Below are 17,095 nucleotides of genomic sequence, written 5' to 3'. Positions count from 1 at the left end.
CTTAATCTATTTCCCCTTAATCTATTTCCCCTTAATCTATTTCCCCTTAGCTATTGGCCCCTTTCATTTAGAAAGCCTTGCAAAACCTTCAGAACTGCCTCGTCCTCTTCTGTACCGATAATATGCTTCATCATATACTCAAAACCTGCCGGTCGAATTGGTTCATCCTCTCTTAAGGATTCCACATCAAATTCACCGATCTGTTCAGTGTCTTGGTCAGGTACCTTGACCTCAAATAAAGCCTCTAATGAAAAGGTTTCAGTTCTTTCAAGCTCATCGTCCCGCAAATCCGCCTGAATTTCCTGATCATTCACCTTAGAAATTTCCCCTTCTTCGGGTAAATTGCTTGCAGAGTTTTGGTTTTCCTTCACTAATATCCCTTCTACGCAGTTTCCTATTAGTACTTGTCTCAAAATCGCTTTAATAAAGGAACTTCGCTCCTCTGGTTCAATCCGCTGTATAGCTAACCAGAGATCCGTCTCAGCTTCATCAAAAAACAGCGGAATAAAGGTAGGCTGAGCATTAATCATACTGGCGGGTTCGATTTCTTCGTTATATTATTCACCAGAGTCGTAGCCATAATCCGAAATCCTGTGGCATTACCAAATTGTGGATCGTCAATCAGAAGCTTATTTTCTAATTGGATATGCTCATAGACCATTTCTCCGACCTTTCCGGCTACTAAGACGGTATGCAGTTTACCAAGCATTGGTTTTAAGGCCTTTTTCACTTCCCGGGAGATATCAGTTCCTAACTGAGCAAGCATGTTCTTCATGATCGGATTAAGATTAATCGAGCCGTTATTCCAAGGATACAATCCCCCGTTCACTCGGAAAATTTTATCTAATTCCTTATCATCCGTTTCAATGGGGTTTTCGTGATTTGCGGTCAATTCCTTCAGTTTATCGGCCACTCCAATATACGCCCACTTTAACCCCTTTTCAATACTAAACGAATTGGGTGGATCAAGCATTACGCCATCATAAAAAGTGGCAATATCTGTCGTGCGAAAGCCCGGATCGATGACCACCACATACCCGCTAAATAACTTGGCGCTCGTCGGCATCCCATATTCATTAAGAGTTTCCTTAATAAAGACTCCATAACTCTGGGGAAGCACTCGAGAGCGCAAGATGTTCAGTTGCCGTGTCAACCCTTTCATGGGACCTGAATGAAAGGTTACCGAAAAAGACCCCTTTAATTCCGCTTCATACTTGTCCTTTAAACTAGCATAATACTTAACGGGCACGCCAGTTCCAAGATAAATATTCGCTTTAGGAGTTTTTTGGGCTAGGGCTAAAGCCACTACCAGTAATGCTGTTGCTTCTTCATCCGAAGATTTGTCTTCATCCCAGCAATAATGAGCTTCGTTCGGATTCAGGCTTTCAGCCAAACTTCCCATGAAGTAATGCCGTTCCACACCCGTCGAATTATTCTTGACCAAAACATCCAAAGTAGAAATCTGAGTTTCTAAGTCAGATCCTTTACTAATCAGGGAATTACCTAAGGTTGAGAAAATCCGCTCATTCCCTTTACAAATTACAGCTGGAAATAATACTTTTGCATCTCCAGTATCCAGTTTAATCGCTCCAAATCCCGGATCTGCTCCGGCCACAAGAATATCACTATCTAACACACGTGTTCCTCCTCGATTACAATCAATTATGGACAAACTAATAACTACACCTACACCTACACCTGCTACTGCTATATCTATCATTATATACGAAGCTAACACGCTTGTAAAAATGGGTTATTAAAATTCTTCTAAATATTTAAATAGTGACCAACACTATACTTGAGATTAGAAAAAGGTTGTGGTATGCTAAAAGAAAAATTACTTGAATTTAGGTGCCCTTTGGGGAGAATAGGGAAGTTCGGTTCAAAACCGACGCGGACCCACCACTGTATTCGATGAGCTTTGTTGACCACTGGCACTTTGCTGGGAAGGTGACAAATTAAAGCGATGATTCGATAGCCAGGAGACCTGCCTAAATCTTTAAGTCTTTCCACATCGTGGAGAGCGGCGGTGATGACGGTAAAGTCCCGACCACAGATTTATTTGTGGTCGGGATTTTCTATTTTTCAACAACTATATTGAGGAGGAGTTTTAATGAAAAATTTGTCAGAAGCACAACTCTATGCCCAACTCGAAGCTCTAACTGCGAACATCTCAGAACTTGACGAGGATTCCATGGCTAAGGTCCAAGCACGCTTGGACATCCTGACCAAACCACAAGGCAGTCTTGGACAATTAGAGCATATAGCCAAGCAACTTGGAGGTATCCAACGAACCTCTAATCCTCAGATCAATAAGAAAGCAGTCCTCTTGATGGCTGGAGATCATGGCATCGCAGCTGAAGGAGTTAGTGCCTTTCCCCAAGAAGTTACCCCTCAAATGGTGTATAATATCATAAGTGGTGGCGCAGCCATCAATGTACTGGCTCGCCAAGCCAATGCCGAGGTTTTTTGTACGGATGTTGGGGTTGCCTTCCCCTTAGAAGGAAACCTTATTCACAAACGGGTTGCTAATGGAACCCAGAACATGACCAAGGGCCCGGCAATGACCCGTCACGAAGCACTGCAAGCTCTACTGGTCGGTGCTGAAGTTGCAGCAGAAAAGATCGGTGCAGGATATAACCTCTTTGCTACAGGTGACCTCGGAATTGGCAATACTACCCCTAGCTCTGCAATCGTTGCCCTCTTTACCAATTCCCCCCTTGAGGACGTTGTCGGACGAGGAACTGGAATTGATGATGCTGGCTTAATTAAGAAACGCCAGGCCATTCAAACGGCCTTTGACGTCAATCAACCTAATGCAGACGACGCTCTAGATGTTCTAAGCAAAGTAGGCGGTTTAGAAATTGCGGCGATTGCTGGTTCAATCCTTCAAGCGGCAGCTAGCCGTGTTCCGATTGTCATTGACGGGTTTATCTCGACGGCCGGAGCACTCATCGCTTCAAAAATTGCCCCAAAATGTACGGCCTTCATGATTCCCTCCCACGGTTCAGTCGAACCTGGTCACCGTAAGGCCTTAGCAAGCCTAGGCCTTGATCCGGTAATTAACCTAAATATGAGACTTGGAGAAGGAACGGGAGCGGTCCTAGCCTTTCACTTAGTCGAAGCTGCACTTCATATTCTTAAGGAAATGGCAACTTTCGGCGATGCTGGAGTCAGCGAAAAGTCAAGCTAGAGAATCAAAAATCAAACACTATTCAAAGTCAGAAAAGACGAGTCAAAGCCTCTACTTAAGTAAATCAATCTTAATAAATATTCATGGGAGTCGATGAATGCCATGTCTCAATTCACTTTAGTAACAGGCGGTGCACGGAGCGGAAAGAGTAGCTTTGCAGAACTTCTGGCCGCTTCGGTAAATCGTCCTGTAACGTACATTGCCACCGCCCAAATCTGGGACGAAGAAATGGCCCATCGTGTTAAAAAACACCAAAACCAGCGCCCGGCAACTTGGCAACTCATTGAGGAACCTCTAAAGATTCGAGAAACACTTTGCCAACTCAAAGACTATGACGGAGTCATTCTGCTTGATTGTGTCACGCTCTGGCTTACTAATCTTCTCTTAACTCAACAAACTGGACATGCAGAACAAACAGAACGAGCTGACCATTCTGATCACGAAGGAGTAGAATCCACCCTAGGCTCCTCTAAACAGGATAAGATGTACCCCGACCTCGAACCACAAATCCTAACTATGGTTCAAGAGGTTGCCCAACTTGCCCAAGAGATTAAACCTCAAGTCCTCTTTGTCACCAACGAAGTCGGCCAGGGCATTGTCCCTGAGAACCCTTTAGCTCGGGCATACCGTGATTTAGCTGGACGTAGCAATCAAATACTTGCCCGCTGTGCTGATCATGTCTATCTTGTTGTAGCAGGTTACCCCTTGGAACTTAAACACTCTGGCGGGCAGCTTCTTGCTTCCCTGCACAAGGAGTGATCTGAGATGCGCGGATTCCTCATAGCACTTACCTTTTTTACCCGAATTCCTTTACCGATCCCTAAGAATGTTACTTCAGAAGAATTCCTGCGCAGTTATCGATATTATCCGTTCGTAGGACTAGTCTTAGGTCTTATCCTCTGGCTGCTGGCGAAAGTCATGATGCCCTATTATCCCCCTTTAGTTCTCGGGGCTCTCATCTTAGTTGCGGAGTTAGTGCTCACCGGAGGAATCCATCTTGACGGATTCATGGATAGCATGGATGGTTTATTATCCGCTCGAAGCCCAGAAAAAATCTTAGATATCATGAAAGACAGCCGAGTTGGTGCCCATGCCTCAATGGCTCTCGTGGGCTTATTGCTCTTGAAATTCACCTTCCTAGCCAACCTAACCGTTCCGATGTTACCGATTCTTATCGTCATGCCAATGCTCTCTCGCTGGGTCTTTCAGATTGGGATGATCGGATTTCCCTATGCCCGCTCCCAGGGGCTAGGCAAAGGGTTTCACGAAGCAACCCAGTGGATTCCATTCCTGCTCAGCGGAGCGCTGGTCTGCGGAATATCTTTTTATCTGCTCGGCTCAGCTGGACCGATCGCCTTAGGAGTTACCGCCTTAGTCATATTCTTAATGGCTTCTAAAATCTCCTCCTTACTAGGGGGTCTGACAGGTGATCTATATGGGGCTTTTATCGAACTTTCGGAAGTTATCTGTTTAGTTATCGCTTTTCCTTTTATAAAGTAGGCATAGTGAACTTCAATATAAGCAAAACGGAAGGGTAATGAACTATCAATACCCTTCCGTTTAAATATTAGTTTTACTATTTGTTTTACTAACTAGTTTTGCTTATTTAGTCTTGCTTATTTAGTCTTGCTTATTAGTCTTGCTTATTAGTCTTGCTTATTAGTCTTGCTAATATTGTTTGCCTATTCCAATTTAATTAACTTAGTCTCATGTTTTCGGGCCACGAAAAAACTTTTCTAGTCAAAATCGTTTCAAAAGTAGGTATTAATCTTAGCGTTATATTAATATGATAAAATTAGTCCATAAATGTACAATAAGGAATTTTTAGAGTACACTAGAGATAATTGGCATTGCTAATTATTTAGTATCGCTAGAGAGGGAGAACCATGACAGACTTTATCCTCTTATTTTCATTTTATGCATTTGCCGGCTGGGTAATGGAAACAATCTACCGTACAATATCCCAACGAAAGGTTGTCAATCCTGGATTTTTAGTTGGCCCGTTCCTCCCGATCTATGGCTTCTTTACGACTTTGGTGATCTGGTCCTCTGGGCTGTTATCTCAACTCGCTTGGGAATGGCAGTTTCTTAGTTTTGTGTTTTTGAGCACCTTGCTGGAATATGTCGCTGGATGGTTTTTCGAGCGCTTCTTTCGCCTGCAGCTTTGGGATTATCATACAACACCTTTTAATCTTCATGGGCGCATCGCTCTCCAGTTCTCCCTTCTTTGGGGGGTTTTAGGGCTTGCATTTCATCTCGTCATACACCCAGCCGTTCAAATTCAAATGTTGCGCATTCCACCGACTGGCCGTTCTATCTTAGCTATTATCTTGACAGCCTATGTTATTTGGGATATTATCCGTTCCACCCTCTTACTACGTCGTCTTGAACACTTTGTCTCGATGTTCCAGGAGCAGTATGAACGTCTGGAACTCACGTTATTTCACTCAGCCTGCTCTCCGTATCAAAGATTTCTTCATGCCTATCCGAAAATGCGCCATACTTTAAGCGAAAAGATGGCTTTACTATATGCTAAGCAGGAAGCTCTCGAGCACTTTTTAAGCCTTCAACGGCAAAAATTCTCCAACCCAAGTGGAGAAAACGACCCCCACTCACTTGACTAGGAAGGTGAACTGATTTTGGATTTATCAGAGCACGTCGAGGACATTCTGAACCACGAAGAGTATCAACAATTGGCACGTTTTACCCATCATCGTCCATTTACTACTTTAGAGCACTCTCTTCGTGTTGCGCAAATAGCCTATGACTGGTCACTACGCCTTGAAAGCAAGCTCAAGTTGGACACACACGCTATTACTCGTGGCGCCCTACTCCATGACTTTTTCCTGTACGACTGGCATGAGCCAAGACCAGACCGATCCCGGTGGCATGGTTTTCGCCATCCTCGCATTGCCTGCCAGAACGCGGAACGATGTTTTCAGCTCAGCGAGAAGGAAAAAGACATTATTTTGAGCCATATGTGGCCACTTACCCCGCGCTTACCTAAAACCCGAGAGGCTTTTCTGGTCATGGTTGCAGATAAGATGGCCTCGATCCAGGAATTTCGCTTAAAATTCAAACGTGATCTTCCGCCTTCTGAACGATACACGTCTCTTCGCCTTATTAAACACAAGTCATGAATAATCGAACGACATACTATTGACTTTAGCATGCGCATCCCAAAGAAAAGAGCCTTTCACCGCTAAATTCAGAGTGAAAAAGGCTCTTTTCTTTGACTTTTAGTATACTTTTTTATCCATCAGTTATCTTTTTTCGAACGCATTTTCCGTCACAATATGCCCCTTACCATTTTGCTTGCCGAGATAAAGCCGATGATCTGAAAGCTTGTAAAGAGATTCATAGTCCGTAGATTCTGTAGGAAATTCTGCAACTCCTATGCTTATGCCCAAACCATAGGTTTCTAAATCCAAGTTACTCTTTAAGCGCTGCATGATATTCATTGCATCTTGGCTTAACTTAAGATCCGTTAAAATGACCGCAAACTCATCTCCACCTGTACGAGCGACAATATCTTCTTGTCGAACGGACTTCTGGAGATTCTGTGCTACATGGCTTAAGGCCTTATCTCCCATGGGATGACCTTTTGTATCATTTAAAATCTTAAATCCGTCTAAATCAAGGAGCAGAAAAAGGAACGTTGAACCACGTCTGAGTGTTCCCGCCATTTCTCCTAGGATCCTTTGCTCAAACCCTTGGCGATTCATGATTCCAGTTAGGCGGTCCGTCGTCGCCAGACGCTCAAGTTCCTTTCTTTGCCGGATAGCTTCTAATGCCATGCTTAACATCCGTACAAATGCGTACAGGATCTCTTGGGTATGCGCAATGTCTCGTGTCCTAGAATCAAATAGCCAAAGTTCCCCAACGACTCCGCGATAGGTTTTAATAGGCTGAATAAGGATTTTTTCCACAGGATATGGAATCTTATTATGTTCGTCTTCTTCAAGTATTCGCAGGGTAGGTGTCTCATTCGGTATGTATCCAAGCGGAAAATGGGCTCTTTTATCTTTTTGGATCCATTCTTGCCAAACATCCTCAGACTGTTTAAGCCGGCCAAAGGGAGAATGTATTTTCCATTCCCCATCGGTTTCCATATGAAAGAATCCTGCCTCTAGGTACAGAATTTCCATGGCCATTTCTCCGGCTTCAGCTAGTAACTGCTCTTCAGACACGGCCTTGACCAAAATTTCAGTTCCCCTGAGCAGCAATGATAAGGCTTGTTCACGATCAACAGCGGCCATACGCAATTGTTGTTCATAAACACTGGAGGAAAGTAGGGGCATTAACTGTTCTAACCAGTAGACGCTTCCCTCGTCAAAGGAAGCGGGATTATCACTGAAAAGCAACAAAACACCTAATAATTGACCAAAATGAAGGAGAGGAATGCAAAAGATTCGCCGAACCTTGAAGTCCCTGAGAGTTGTCCGCCAAGCATTGAAACAATGCGTTTCCTCGGAATTCGATGCGTCTCGCTCGTCGCCATCATCATCAATTTCGTGAATCATCAATTTTCGTTCTACATACGTATTCCCTTGTGCTACTTTTCGGATAAATAGTTCAAAGTCTTGAGGGAGAACATTACGAACTAAAAAACTTTCCTGAAGCTCAGTCCGAGCGTTAATGGCCATTGGGTGAAACTCCTCACCCCGCGATAGCCAGATACCAGCCATTGTGCAATTGAAAAAATCAAGCCCACGTTTGGTCAAGATTTTCAGAGCATCTTCTAAATCTTCCTCACAATTTATTTCCTGAAGGAGCTCTAAGATATCTTCCGGCTTAAGTCTATATTTGTACGGAGGAAGCAGCATGGGCTTATCAACCTTTCATTACTCGCATGATTATTATAAAACATTTTATCATAAACCTTCCAAATAAACCTATTTATTTAATGTTTCAATAAAAGTTTTATTCTTAATTTCGAACCCAGACTATTCCCTTCCAGCCATAGAAAAAGCTACTCATATTAAACGAACTATGTTATATTTAACCTTCAATTATCTTACAAGTCACTTTAAGGAGGGATATCTCCCTGATTAAAAAATACGCCTCACTACTAACATTGGTCATCTCCCTCACGTTTGTATTACTACTTTATCCAAAGCTCCAAAATCCTGATGCCTTTCAAGCGTTTGTTTCGCAATGGGGATGGATCGGCATCTTTGTCGACCTGTTGATCATTATGCTTTTTGCACTCTTTCCACTGATACCCTTTGTCTTAATAGCAGGGGTGAACACCCTTCTTTATGGTTGGGTCGGAGGATTTCTGCTTTCCCTAGTCGGAAGTCTGCTAGGGGCTGCTGTGGGTTTTTGGTTAGCTCGTACACTTGGACAAGCATGGGCGCAACCCAAAATGGGAAAGCTCGGCAAGTGGGGTACACTAATTGAAGGAAATAGTTTCACCATCATTTTGATCTCACGACTCATCCCAATATTACCCTCTGCAGCTGTCAATTATGCTGCCGGCTTATCTCTCATGTCCTTTCCTAAATTTCTGTTAGCGACTTTCATTGGTAAAATTCCTATGATTCTATGGGAATCTTGGGTGGGACATGACTTTTGGCGTTTGACGGATCATCCAGGTCGATTATTACTGGCTTTAGCGATCGGAGCTCTTGTCTTTGGGTTAACTGGCCTCTACTGGTATATTTCCATGAAACGCCTTAACAACCCTGAACCCTGATCATACAAAATAAGTAATAGCCGCTGAGAAGGCGGCTATTACTTATTTTTGAGCTTACTTATCTCGACTACTTTTCCTTATCCTAAACCTTTTTAATATCGAGCAAACGCTTTAGCAATTAGTTGATACCCGACAGCGTTCGGATGTGCCTGATCCTGACCAGTGAGCAAGCGCTCTTTTCCTTTAAACTCTCGATCTACATAAACGACTACGAATCCAAATCGCTTGGCCCATCTGATAATCATAGCATTACTATTATCAATCATCTCCTGCGCCAGTCGATAATAATGCGCATAGGGGCCCCACTGAGTCAAAGGATTGTAAAGAGTTGCAACTTTAATGGTAGCATTCGGGCTCAGTAACCTGATTTCTTGCCCCACTAGCTCCAAAGTTTTGGCCATATTCGCATAAATTAAGGGTATTTGAGCTGGATTAAAGCTCTGTTGAGGGTTACCCATAAGACGAAGTAAATCATTGGAGCCAATGGTCAGTGAAATGAGAGAGGCTTGGGAAAGAGAATCACGAAAGCCCCGATTTGACATTAATAAGTTTAACAACCCCCTTGTTGTTAAACCGTTGATTCCTAAATTTAGAATGCGCAAATCTTTATCGTGTCGTCCCAAATAATTTCCATAAACATTGGGAAAAGAAAAGGGGCTAGCTACGCCATATCCTGCAGTAATCGAATCACCTAATGCGACATATAGACTCACATTTATCACCGCTTTCAAAGCACCCATATGCTACAGGATATGTATGTTCACTACTCTTTGTCACATCCTGAGCATAAATCACCGAAAATATGGGATCATAATCAAAAAGCTTTGAAACGATGTGAGGATCATTGACGACAATTCGAGAACTCATTAGTAAAGGGAATTCTTCCTCTCTATATGCGGCCCTTGGCAACCTCTTCTTGCTGATTATCAAGGGAATCGCCGCAATTTCTAGTGGGAGCGGTGCAATGTTTGCTGAGGCTATGCATACTGGTGCCGACGCAGTTAACCAGCTCTTTGTCTTTATTGGCAGCATTCTCTCTGAACGGAAACCAACCCCACGGTTTCCATCAGGATTTGGGCGACTTATCAATGTCTTCTGCATGGGGGCAGTCATCGTAGTGACGATCATGGCCTATGAAACGGTTCTAGAAGGAATCCACTTAATTCAACATCCAGCACCCTTTGGCAAGCTTGGTTTGACGATTTTTAGTCTCGCTGCTTCTATCTCTATCGATGGTTATGTCCTATCTAAGGCCATGAGTGAAATATTAAGCGAAACTCGGACTACGGGAAAAGGATTAGGTATTGTTCCAGTCGCCGTAAAAAATGTCAAACGTGCCTCTCCAGCCACACGACTTGTCTTCTATGAAGATCTTGTAGCCACCTTCGGCGCCATTTTGGCTCTAATAGCTATTCTGATTACTCACTATTCGTCGATCAAGGCCTTGGATGGTATTGCCGCGATCATTATTGGATTCCTCATGGGAGGAGTCGCTTTTCAAGTAGGATATGAGAACATGGTCGGATTGATCGGCGTTTCAGCTCCCAAGGACGTTGAAGACACGGTCTCACAAATTATCTTATCCGATCCCGATGTAACGGATATTAACAAAATGCGTATCCTCCAAGAAGGACGATTTTATCACGTCGAAAGCTACATAGAACTGAGACCAGGCCTATCCTTAGCCGTGGCTGATGACATCAAATTTAGGATTCGAGATAAACTCTTGACCTACAAGGATATCACGGATGTAACATTAGGAATTATTGAAGATACTGGGATAAAAGACTGGGAAACACCTATAATTGAATGACATATCTGCCCTTTTATTTAGAATCATTTCAATATCACAAAAAAAGTGCGATTTCAATCACACTATTGTTCCTTTTTCTCAGTTATCCTTGTTTTAGGGAGGGAAGAGCATGCGTGGAAGAGCTCAGAATGATTTGAAGACCCTACTTAAATCCATTGAAGATTTACGAGAAGAATTACACGACGCTGTCAGACAAGGAAGAAATCCACTCGATCCCCTTGTTTTAAAGTTAAGCCAAGATCTGGATGAGGAACTTAATAGGTTCTACAAATTTAACTTAAAGGTCTCAAATAGTTAATATTTTTTGTATGAACCCTTACAATAGTAAATCGTAAAAATCGAGCTGGAGTAATAACCCTAACTGTTAAATTCTCGTCAAGGGCTATAATTCCCTTGTGTTTTTTACTTGATCCTGCTCTGCCAGGACTTTATATCAGGGATGTACCATCGGATAGGGAACTGGTACTTCCACTTTCTAAATACTGTCGAACCCCTTTACTAAGTCAGTTAATGTACTATTATGATAACATTGGAAGTACTCTCACACAATGGAAACAATTCTGAAGTGATTTAAGAAGGGTCCATTACTCCCACTTTTAAAATCCTTGCTTTTTCTTGTTCTTTTCTTTGATATACTTTCTTGCGTTTTTCATGCCGCCTACACTGCTAAACATTTCATTCAGTTTTGCTGTTTCAATTTGCTTTGAATTTAACCCCTCGTACTTCGTTTCCTTTTTCAGTTTTCTATAGCTTTCTAGCCTTTCGATAGAGAGCACACCGTCACAAATGGCTTGTTGTATCGCACAACTTGGTTCACTGTTATGGGTACAGTCGTGAAATTTACACATTTCCGATAGATTGTCAATATCAGAAAAGGCTTTGGAAAGGTCAACACTTTCCAGTCCTAACTCTCTCATCCCAGGTGTATCAATCACCATACCACCACTTTTCAATATGATTAACTCTCGTCTTGTAGTGGTATGCTTACCCTTATCGTCATTTCTAAGTTCTTTAGTTGCAAGTACATTTTCACCTAGCAATCGATTAATTAACGTAGATTTTCCAACACCGGACGAGCCAATAAATGCAACTGTCTGACCCTCCTTGATGTATGCTAAAACCTGCAGATAGCCGTCATCACTCATGCTTGTAGTGACAAGAACATCTACCCCAATGGCAACAGATTTTAGATCTGAGAGCTTATGAGCTAAGTCATCACACAAGTCCGCTTTTGTTAGTACAATAACGGGAATTGCTTTACTGTCCCATGCAATGGAAAGATAACGCTCAAGTCTGCGAAGATTAAAATCATTGTTGAGTGACATACAGATAAAGGCTGTATCAATATTAGCCGCCACAATCTGCTCTCCGCTTAACCAAATAAACATGTATCAACCCTCAACCTTTTTCTTCCTAACCTCAATTTCTTCGAGAAATGGTCCTTACAATTTGTTCTCCATTCATGGATAATTTACCTTTATTTGGACCTCGATCCAATAAAGCTAACACGAATAAGTGTGGTAGCCAACGGGGTTAAATCTATGGGGTGTAATGAAATAGCTATTGTACCGGACCCGCACTGAAACAAAAGTCCCTGTTTAAAGCCCAAGGCCCGTTCTCTCCGGTGAAGTGTAGATTAATATCTCTTTAAGGCTGGATAGGATTGAATCTATTTTAGCGAGACCTTCTGAATAAACGATTTCTTGTAGATCAGACTCCATATTACTAAGCTTACAAAGGCAAAAACCACATACATGAGCCCCATAACCCTAACCCTATTTGCCCAATCCAATGAAATCATCATCATGCCTATGCTAGCAAAGATAGTAAAGATAAAGGACATGACGGATACGACTGCACCAGTATCTCCCTTTTGTTGCTCCAGCATTAAGTTAGAGGTTGGAGGACGGGTAACACTGCCGGCAAATGTCGCAGGCAATAATGACAATGCGAACAACATCGGGCTCTGACTTCCTATCGTTACGATTAATAATCCACTGAAACAGGCGATAACATAGCTGACTGTGATTAGTGAAATTGGGTTAATTAGCCTTGTTAGTCTCATATAAAGCAAGGGACCAATGACCATAAAAACAGCATTGGTAGCAAAATAATAACTGTAAACCTGTTCACTTAACCCAAATTGATTGACAAAAATGTAGGACGAGGATGAAATGAACGACATCATCGGAATAGCCATTAAGGAAAACGTCAGTAAAAGTACCATGAATCTTGGATTTTTCACAACAACTCCTAATCTCCCTAAGGACTCTAGGATGCTTCCTTTAGAACGCTGCTCAATGGTTTCTTCCATGGCAAGCACCGCGAGGGTGATCAAAAGACCGATCACCGCCAAGACGATAAATACTCCACGCCATGACGTAAACCTTAATATCAAAGCACCGAAAACCGGAGCGACAATAGGGGCAACCATCGTCATCGAGGTAACTAGGGCTAAAATCGATAAGCGTTTTCTCCCGGAATAACTATCCTTCACAATCGCTTGTGCGACAGAAGTTGCCGCTCCACAGGCAATGGCCTGGATAATTCGAAACCCTATTAATTGGTATACATTTTCTGAAAAGGCGCACAGGACACTCGCCACTGTGAAAATAATTAACCCTATCAACAAAATTGGTTTTCTTCCATACTTATCGCTGAGCGGTCCCCAGAACAGAGAGCCCGCCGCAAAGAAAAGAAAAAACAAGATTAAGGTTAGATTGATTAAACTTGGAGCAGCGTTAAGATTCTCGGCCATGCGTGGTAGAGCTGGAAGGTAAAGATCGGTTGATAATGGGATAAATGCACTTAAGAAGGCAATTAAGACGATCAGACCCTTTTCTCCTAAATACTTTTGGGTTCTCAGATTACCTTCTGTGTGATCCATGGTGGTGTTCATTCGTTTTATATCCTCCATTCAATAACGTTAACCCTTTTACTGGGCAATCCAATAACCAATTTGGGACCCATCCCTACCGTTGACATGACAGCACCGAGGAAACAATGAGTCTTGTCACCGTTTGCATTAAACAAAGAAGCCGAGCACGTTTGAACGAAACCCGGCAGATGATTTATTCGATTTGATGGACATAAGGAAAGGAACAGCTGTCGTGTAAAATCATCAAAGGAATTCTCAAGAGCTCGTTTAGAACATTTCTTTGCTCATTCGATCGATTTCTTTGCTTACTGTAGCGTATACGCCCGGAAATGAATCGATAGGCAAACCCGATGTCAGACACGGAATGAAGTATTTACTACTATTACTTCTGCACGCTTCCTCTACGTGATTGGCACAATTTTCAGGTGTCCAATCTGGAAAATCAATCAAACCGCTGTGGAGCCCTCCCATGAAGGAGATTTTTCCACCATATTGCTTAATCAGCAACCGATCTGCCAATGAACCTGCTGCGAGGCTGAGGAGTACAGCTGGTAACATGGTGCAGACATAATCAAGGCAAACTGTGAAGACGTAAGCTGCAACTCAGGAATAATCTTGAAAGCCAGTGCTGCAACTTGAAATTGTGCCAGGCATCCAATAAACGTAGCCAACCACATGACACTAAGAATCACCCAACGGTACGACGATGGCTGTGAACATACATTCGTGTTTTTGATGATTTATTCCCCTTATAACAATTTAGAATAGTGTAAAAAGGACGGGTTACCTTAGGAAACGTTGACTAAATAGGGATTCTTCCCGCGCTAGTAACCCCAATATATCCTAAAGTCAAACTTGTTTGGCAACTTTGATGATAAAGGAAATTTCTGTTATTTAATAACCTGTTTAGAACGTTTCTTTGTTGATTCTGTCGATCGCTTCACTTGCTGACTCGTATACGCCGGGGAATGAGCTTAAGTTCAGACCCTGGGTTAAATTCGGAATGAAGTATAGCTTTCCGCAATTTTTGCAAGCTCTCGCGATTTCTTTAGCAATAATTTCAGGTGTCCAAGCTGGAAAATCAACCACACCGCTATCGATGTCTCCCATAAAGGAGATCTGTCCTCCATATTTCTTGATCAGCTCAGGCGTGTTGTTCGTGGTCATGACTCCCTGCCAAATATCGATTCCCATTTCAATCATATAGGGAACAAAGTTAGCTGCATAAGAATCACTATGGTGCACAATCAGTTCAACACCATTAGCTTTATAGTAGCCATAGATTTTCTTGTAGGCCGGCACAAAGAACTCTGCGAACATTTCAGGAGAAATGAAAGAGGATTTTTGGCTACCCCAATCATCATGATGGAAAATGCAATCCGGATGAATTTTCTCGATCAATACTTTGGCCCATTCCAGTTCACGCTGGGTAAGGGCTTCAATGAATTCATGCATGGCTTCAGGCTCTTCATACAAAGCCATTAAGGCATCTTCCATGCTCATAAGGTGATGGGTCATCTCAAATATTCCGGGTGCAACGAACCCTGTGACAAATTCCTCGTTACGGTCAACAGCGTTGGCATGGGTGACAGCTGGAGCCCATGCTTCATCGGACGTTTCAACCTTAGGTATTGTCACGTATTTCTTCCACTCGGCGATATCCTTCAAAACCTTGCGTTGAGCGTCATGCATAGGGAACATGCCAAGTTGGCCTTCCGGCCAGTTCCAAGTGATGCCCCATTGATCTTTCCAAATCTGACCATAATTAAATTGAACTCCTGAGGGTGCTTCCATGATTATATTCATAAACTCGTACTGATTGACATATCGATCAGGATTTCCACCCTTAATTGTTTCCATTAAATTCTGTCGTTTTGTTAACATAAATTTCAGCCTCCTTATTCTAATGCCTAGTTTTTACGCGGTGACTAATTCCTTAGCTTTGACAGCGGCACTTCCTGCATCGGGAGCAAAACCATCGGCCCCGGTTTCTGCTGCGAATTCTGGTGTTAAAGGCGCACCGCCGACAATGACCTTAAAACCTGTTAATCCACTGTCTTTGAGCGCCTGAACGGTGCCCTTCATCGCTGGCATTGTTGATGTAAGAAGTCCTGAACAGGCCACTAGGGTGACATTTTCATTGTCTTTGACGGCATTGATGAATTTTTCTGCAGTAACGTCTACGCCAAGGTCGACGACTTTAAATCCGGCGCTTTCGATCATCATAGCAACGAGGTTTTTGCCGATGTCGTGGAGATCGCCTTCAACCGTACCGATAACGCAGGTGCCGAGAGAAGAAGTGCTTTCGCCGGTGAGCAAAGGTTTAAGGACCTCCACACCCTTGGACATGGCTTTGGCTGCCATCAGCATTTCAGGAACAAAAAGATCCCCTGTGGAGAATTTCTCACCGACTACGCCCATTGATTCAATCATAGCCTCAAGAATCTGGCCAGCTGCGTTTCCTTCATCTAAGGCTTCCTGTACCAAACCTGCCACGAGTTTCGCTTTTCCTGCCTCTACCTTAGCTTTTACTTCTGCTATTTTTGACATTATAAATTCCTCCTTAAATGATTATTTCTTCTGCCCGAATTTATCTTCACGGAATGCTCCGATGTATTCCATGCAGTATTCGTCCTCACCCATAAGTGCTTCAGTTGCATAGATCATGCCCATCATATCTCTGTTTAACGGGTTAATGATCGCACTGTCCATTCCTGCGTCCATCGCCAAAACGAGGAAGGCTTGATTCACGAGTTTTCTAGAAGGGAGATTATAGGAAATATTGCTTGCTCCTCCGGTGACATGAATGGTCGGATACTGTGCTTTGATTGCTCTGATGACTGCTGTTACTGAGTTAATTCCGTCTTCCGAGGTGCAAAGCATTTGTACCAAGGGATCAATGTGCAAGCGGGACGGATCAAGGTTATACTCCTTTGCTTTGAGCATCAGTGCAGCAAACACTTTCATGCGCGTCTCAGCGTCCTGGGGAATTCCAGTGTCATCGTTTAAGAGGGCTACGCACTCCCATTTCGTATCGGCTATCAGCGGGAATATGACCTCAACCTTGTCGCCTTCCATGGATACCGAATTGATCAGACCAGGCTTGTTACAGAACTTCATCGCTTCGGCACAAATACCTACATTCGGGCTGTCGATCGCAATGGGTGTGTCTGTAACCTCCTGTACCAAATCAATTAGCCACTTGATTGTTTCGAGTTCAAGGCTGTTTTCAACCGATGCACACACGTCAATAAATGCAGCGCCTGCTTCTGCCTGCGCTTTAGCCAGATTTCGAATAAAGTCGGCATCCTTTTCAGCGATTGCCTTGGCTACAGAAGGAATGGTACCGTTAATTTTTTCACCGATGATTATCAAGATCGATCTACCTCCATTTCTAAGTTTTGCTCGCTGGGTAAATTAGATGGCTTTCTCAAGTAACATTCGCTAAAGTAATGCATTTTCGGTATAATAAAGATTGCTTGGATGCTGTCCCCACCTGGGATCTGTAGTTAT

At 43.0% G+C, this 17,095-nt stretch carries 17 protein-coding genes, 1 pseudogene and 1 riboswitch; of the genes and pseudogenes, 8 read left to right on the top strand and 10 right to left on the bottom strand.

Translation table 11 applies throughout. From position 1 onward, the window contains the following. Positions 1-50 precede the first annotated feature (50 nt). Together ACYQ3Q_RS12900 and ACYQ3Q_RS12895 are read right to left on the bottom strand one after the other, a co-directional pair. The gene (locus ACYQ3Q_RS12900; protein ID WP_459928940.1) at positions 51-530 is read right to left on the bottom strand and encodes a hypothetical protein; all 480 of its coding nucleotides are present in this window, start codon (positions 528-530) and stop codon (positions 51-53) included. After that, on the bottom strand, positions 527-1,636 hold the full coding sequence (locus tag ACYQ3Q_RS12895; RefSeq protein ID WP_459928939.1) for a ParM/StbA family protein: 1,110 nt from the start codon (positions 1,634-1,636) through the stop codon (positions 527-529). Before ACYQ3Q_RS12895 ends, ACYQ3Q_RS12900 begins: the two co-directional genes overlap by 4 nt. A gap of 196 nt (positions 1,637-1,832) precedes the next feature. Further along, a riboswitch (cobalamin riboswitch) is annotated at positions 1,833-2,009 on the top strand. 104 nt (positions 2,010-2,113) lie between these two features. Here ACYQ3Q_RS12895 and cobT point away from each other — a divergent pair. From cobT to ACYQ3Q_RS12870, 5 genes are all read left to right on the top strand, one after another. Then, a complete protein-coding gene (gene cobT, locus ACYQ3Q_RS12890) occupies positions 2,114-3,193 on the top strand; it encodes a nicotinate-nucleotide--dimethylbenzimidazole phosphoribosyltransferase (RefSeq protein ID WP_459928938.1) in 1,080 nt (359 codons plus the stop codon). A gap of 102 nt (positions 3,194-3,295) precedes the next feature. Further along, positions 3,296-3,952 carry a bifunctional adenosylcobinamide kinase/adenosylcobinamide-phosphate guanylyltransferase gene (cobU, locus tag ACYQ3Q_RS12885; RefSeq protein WP_459928937.1) on the top strand — a complete coding sequence of 219 codons (657 nt, stop codon included), beginning with the start codon at positions 3,296-3,298 and terminating at the stop codon, positions 3,950-3,952. 6 nt (positions 3,953-3,958) lie between these two features. Then, the gene (cobS, locus tag ACYQ3Q_RS12880) at positions 3,959-4,693 is read left to right on the top strand and encodes an adenosylcobinamide-GDP ribazoletransferase (RefSeq protein WP_459928936.1); all 735 of its coding nucleotides are present in this window, start codon (positions 3,959-3,961) and stop codon (positions 4,691-4,693) included. 386 nt (positions 4,694-5,079) lie between these two features. Then, positions 5,080-5,817 (top strand): putative ABC transporter permease, encoded by a 738-nt coding sequence (locus ACYQ3Q_RS12875; protein ID WP_459928935.1) that lies wholly within the window; start codon positions 5,080-5,082, stop codon positions 5,815-5,817. Positions 5,818-5,832: 15 nt separating this feature from the next. Then, positions 5,833-6,333, top strand: a complete 501-nt coding sequence (locus ACYQ3Q_RS12870) for an HD domain-containing protein (RefSeq protein ID WP_459928934.1) — start codon at positions 5,833-5,835, stop codon at positions 6,331-6,333. Between the two features lie 123 nt (positions 6,334-6,456). On the opposite strand, the gene ACYQ3Q_RS12865 is transcribed toward ACYQ3Q_RS12870, so the two are convergent. Further along, the gene (locus ACYQ3Q_RS12865) at positions 6,457-8,019 is read right to left on the bottom strand and encodes a sensor domain-containing diguanylate cyclase (protein WP_459928933.1); all 1,563 of its coding nucleotides are present in this window, start codon (positions 8,017-8,019) and stop codon (positions 6,457-6,459) included. 221 nt (positions 8,020-8,240) lie between these two features. On the opposite strand from ACYQ3Q_RS12865, the gene ACYQ3Q_RS12860 reads away from it, so the two are divergent. Beyond that, positions 8,241-8,891, top strand: a complete 651-nt coding sequence (locus tag ACYQ3Q_RS12860) for a TVP38/TMEM64 family protein (RefSeq protein ID WP_459929037.1) — start codon at positions 8,241-8,243, stop codon at positions 8,889-8,891. A 92-nt stretch (positions 8,892-8,983) separates the two neighbouring features. Here ACYQ3Q_RS12860 and ACYQ3Q_RS12855 read toward each other — a convergent pair whose 3' ends face one another. Continuing rightward, a complete protein-coding gene (locus ACYQ3Q_RS12855; protein ID WP_459928932.1) occupies positions 8,984-9,631 on the bottom strand; it encodes an SGNH/GDSL hydrolase family protein in 648 nt (215 codons plus the stop codon). Between the two features lie 104 nt (positions 9,632-9,735). Here ACYQ3Q_RS12855 and ACYQ3Q_RS12850 point away from each other — a divergent pair, with 104 nt between their 5' ends. Both ACYQ3Q_RS12850 and ACYQ3Q_RS12845 read left to right on the top strand, forming a co-directional pair. Then, on the top strand, positions 9,736-10,704 hold the full coding sequence (locus ACYQ3Q_RS12850; RefSeq protein WP_459928931.1) for a cation diffusion facilitator family transporter: 969 nt from the start codon (positions 9,736-9,738) through the stop codon (positions 10,702-10,704). A gap of 109 nt (positions 10,705-10,813) precedes the next feature. After that, on the top strand, positions 10,814-11,002 hold the full coding sequence (locus tag ACYQ3Q_RS12845) for a Spo0E family sporulation regulatory protein-aspartic acid phosphatase (protein ID WP_459928930.1): 189 nt from the start codon (positions 10,814-10,816) through the stop codon (positions 11,000-11,002). A 298-nt stretch (positions 11,003-11,300) separates the two neighbouring features. On the opposite strand, the gene rsgA is transcribed toward ACYQ3Q_RS12845, so the two are convergent. The 6 genes and pseudogenes from rsgA to ACYQ3Q_RS12815 form a co-directional block, all read right to left on the bottom strand. Then, positions 11,301-12,092: a ribosome small subunit-dependent GTPase A gene (gene rsgA / locus ACYQ3Q_RS12840; protein ID WP_459928929.1), complete on the bottom strand. Its 792-nt coding sequence runs from the start codon at positions 12,090-12,092 to the stop codon at positions 11,301-11,303. A 281-nt stretch (positions 12,093-12,373) separates the two neighbouring features. Further along, positions 12,374-13,603 carry a multidrug effflux MFS transporter gene (locus ACYQ3Q_RS12835; protein ID WP_459928928.1) on the bottom strand — a complete coding sequence of 410 codons (1,230 nt, stop codon included), beginning with the start codon at positions 13,601-13,603 and terminating at the stop codon, positions 12,374-12,376. Between the two features lie 246 nt (positions 13,604-13,849). After that, positions 13,850-14,086, bottom strand: a pseudogene (locus ACYQ3Q_RS12830) (uroporphyrinogen decarboxylase family protein); the annotation flags it as partial. 402 nt (positions 14,087-14,488) lie between these two features. Next, on the bottom strand, positions 14,489-15,466 hold the full coding sequence (locus tag ACYQ3Q_RS12825; RefSeq protein ID WP_459928927.1) for a uroporphyrinogen decarboxylase family protein: 978 nt from the start codon (positions 15,464-15,466) through the stop codon (positions 14,489-14,491). 33 nt (positions 15,467-15,499) lie between these two features. Beyond that, positions 15,500-16,132 (bottom strand): corrinoid protein, encoded by a 633-nt coding sequence (locus tag ACYQ3Q_RS12820; RefSeq protein WP_459928926.1) that lies wholly within the window; start codon positions 16,130-16,132, stop codon positions 15,500-15,502. A 21-nt stretch (positions 16,133-16,153) separates the two neighbouring features. After that, entirely contained in the window at positions 16,154-16,957 is an 804-nt protein-coding gene (locus tag ACYQ3Q_RS12815) for a methyltetrahydrofolate cobalamin methyltransferase (RefSeq protein ID WP_459928925.1), read from the bottom strand. Between the last annotated feature and the right edge of the window lie 138 nt (positions 16,958-17,095).

This window comes from Desulfosporosinus burensis (genome assembly GCF_054657535.1).
This window is presented reverse-complemented; position numbering and strand designations above follow the sequence as displayed.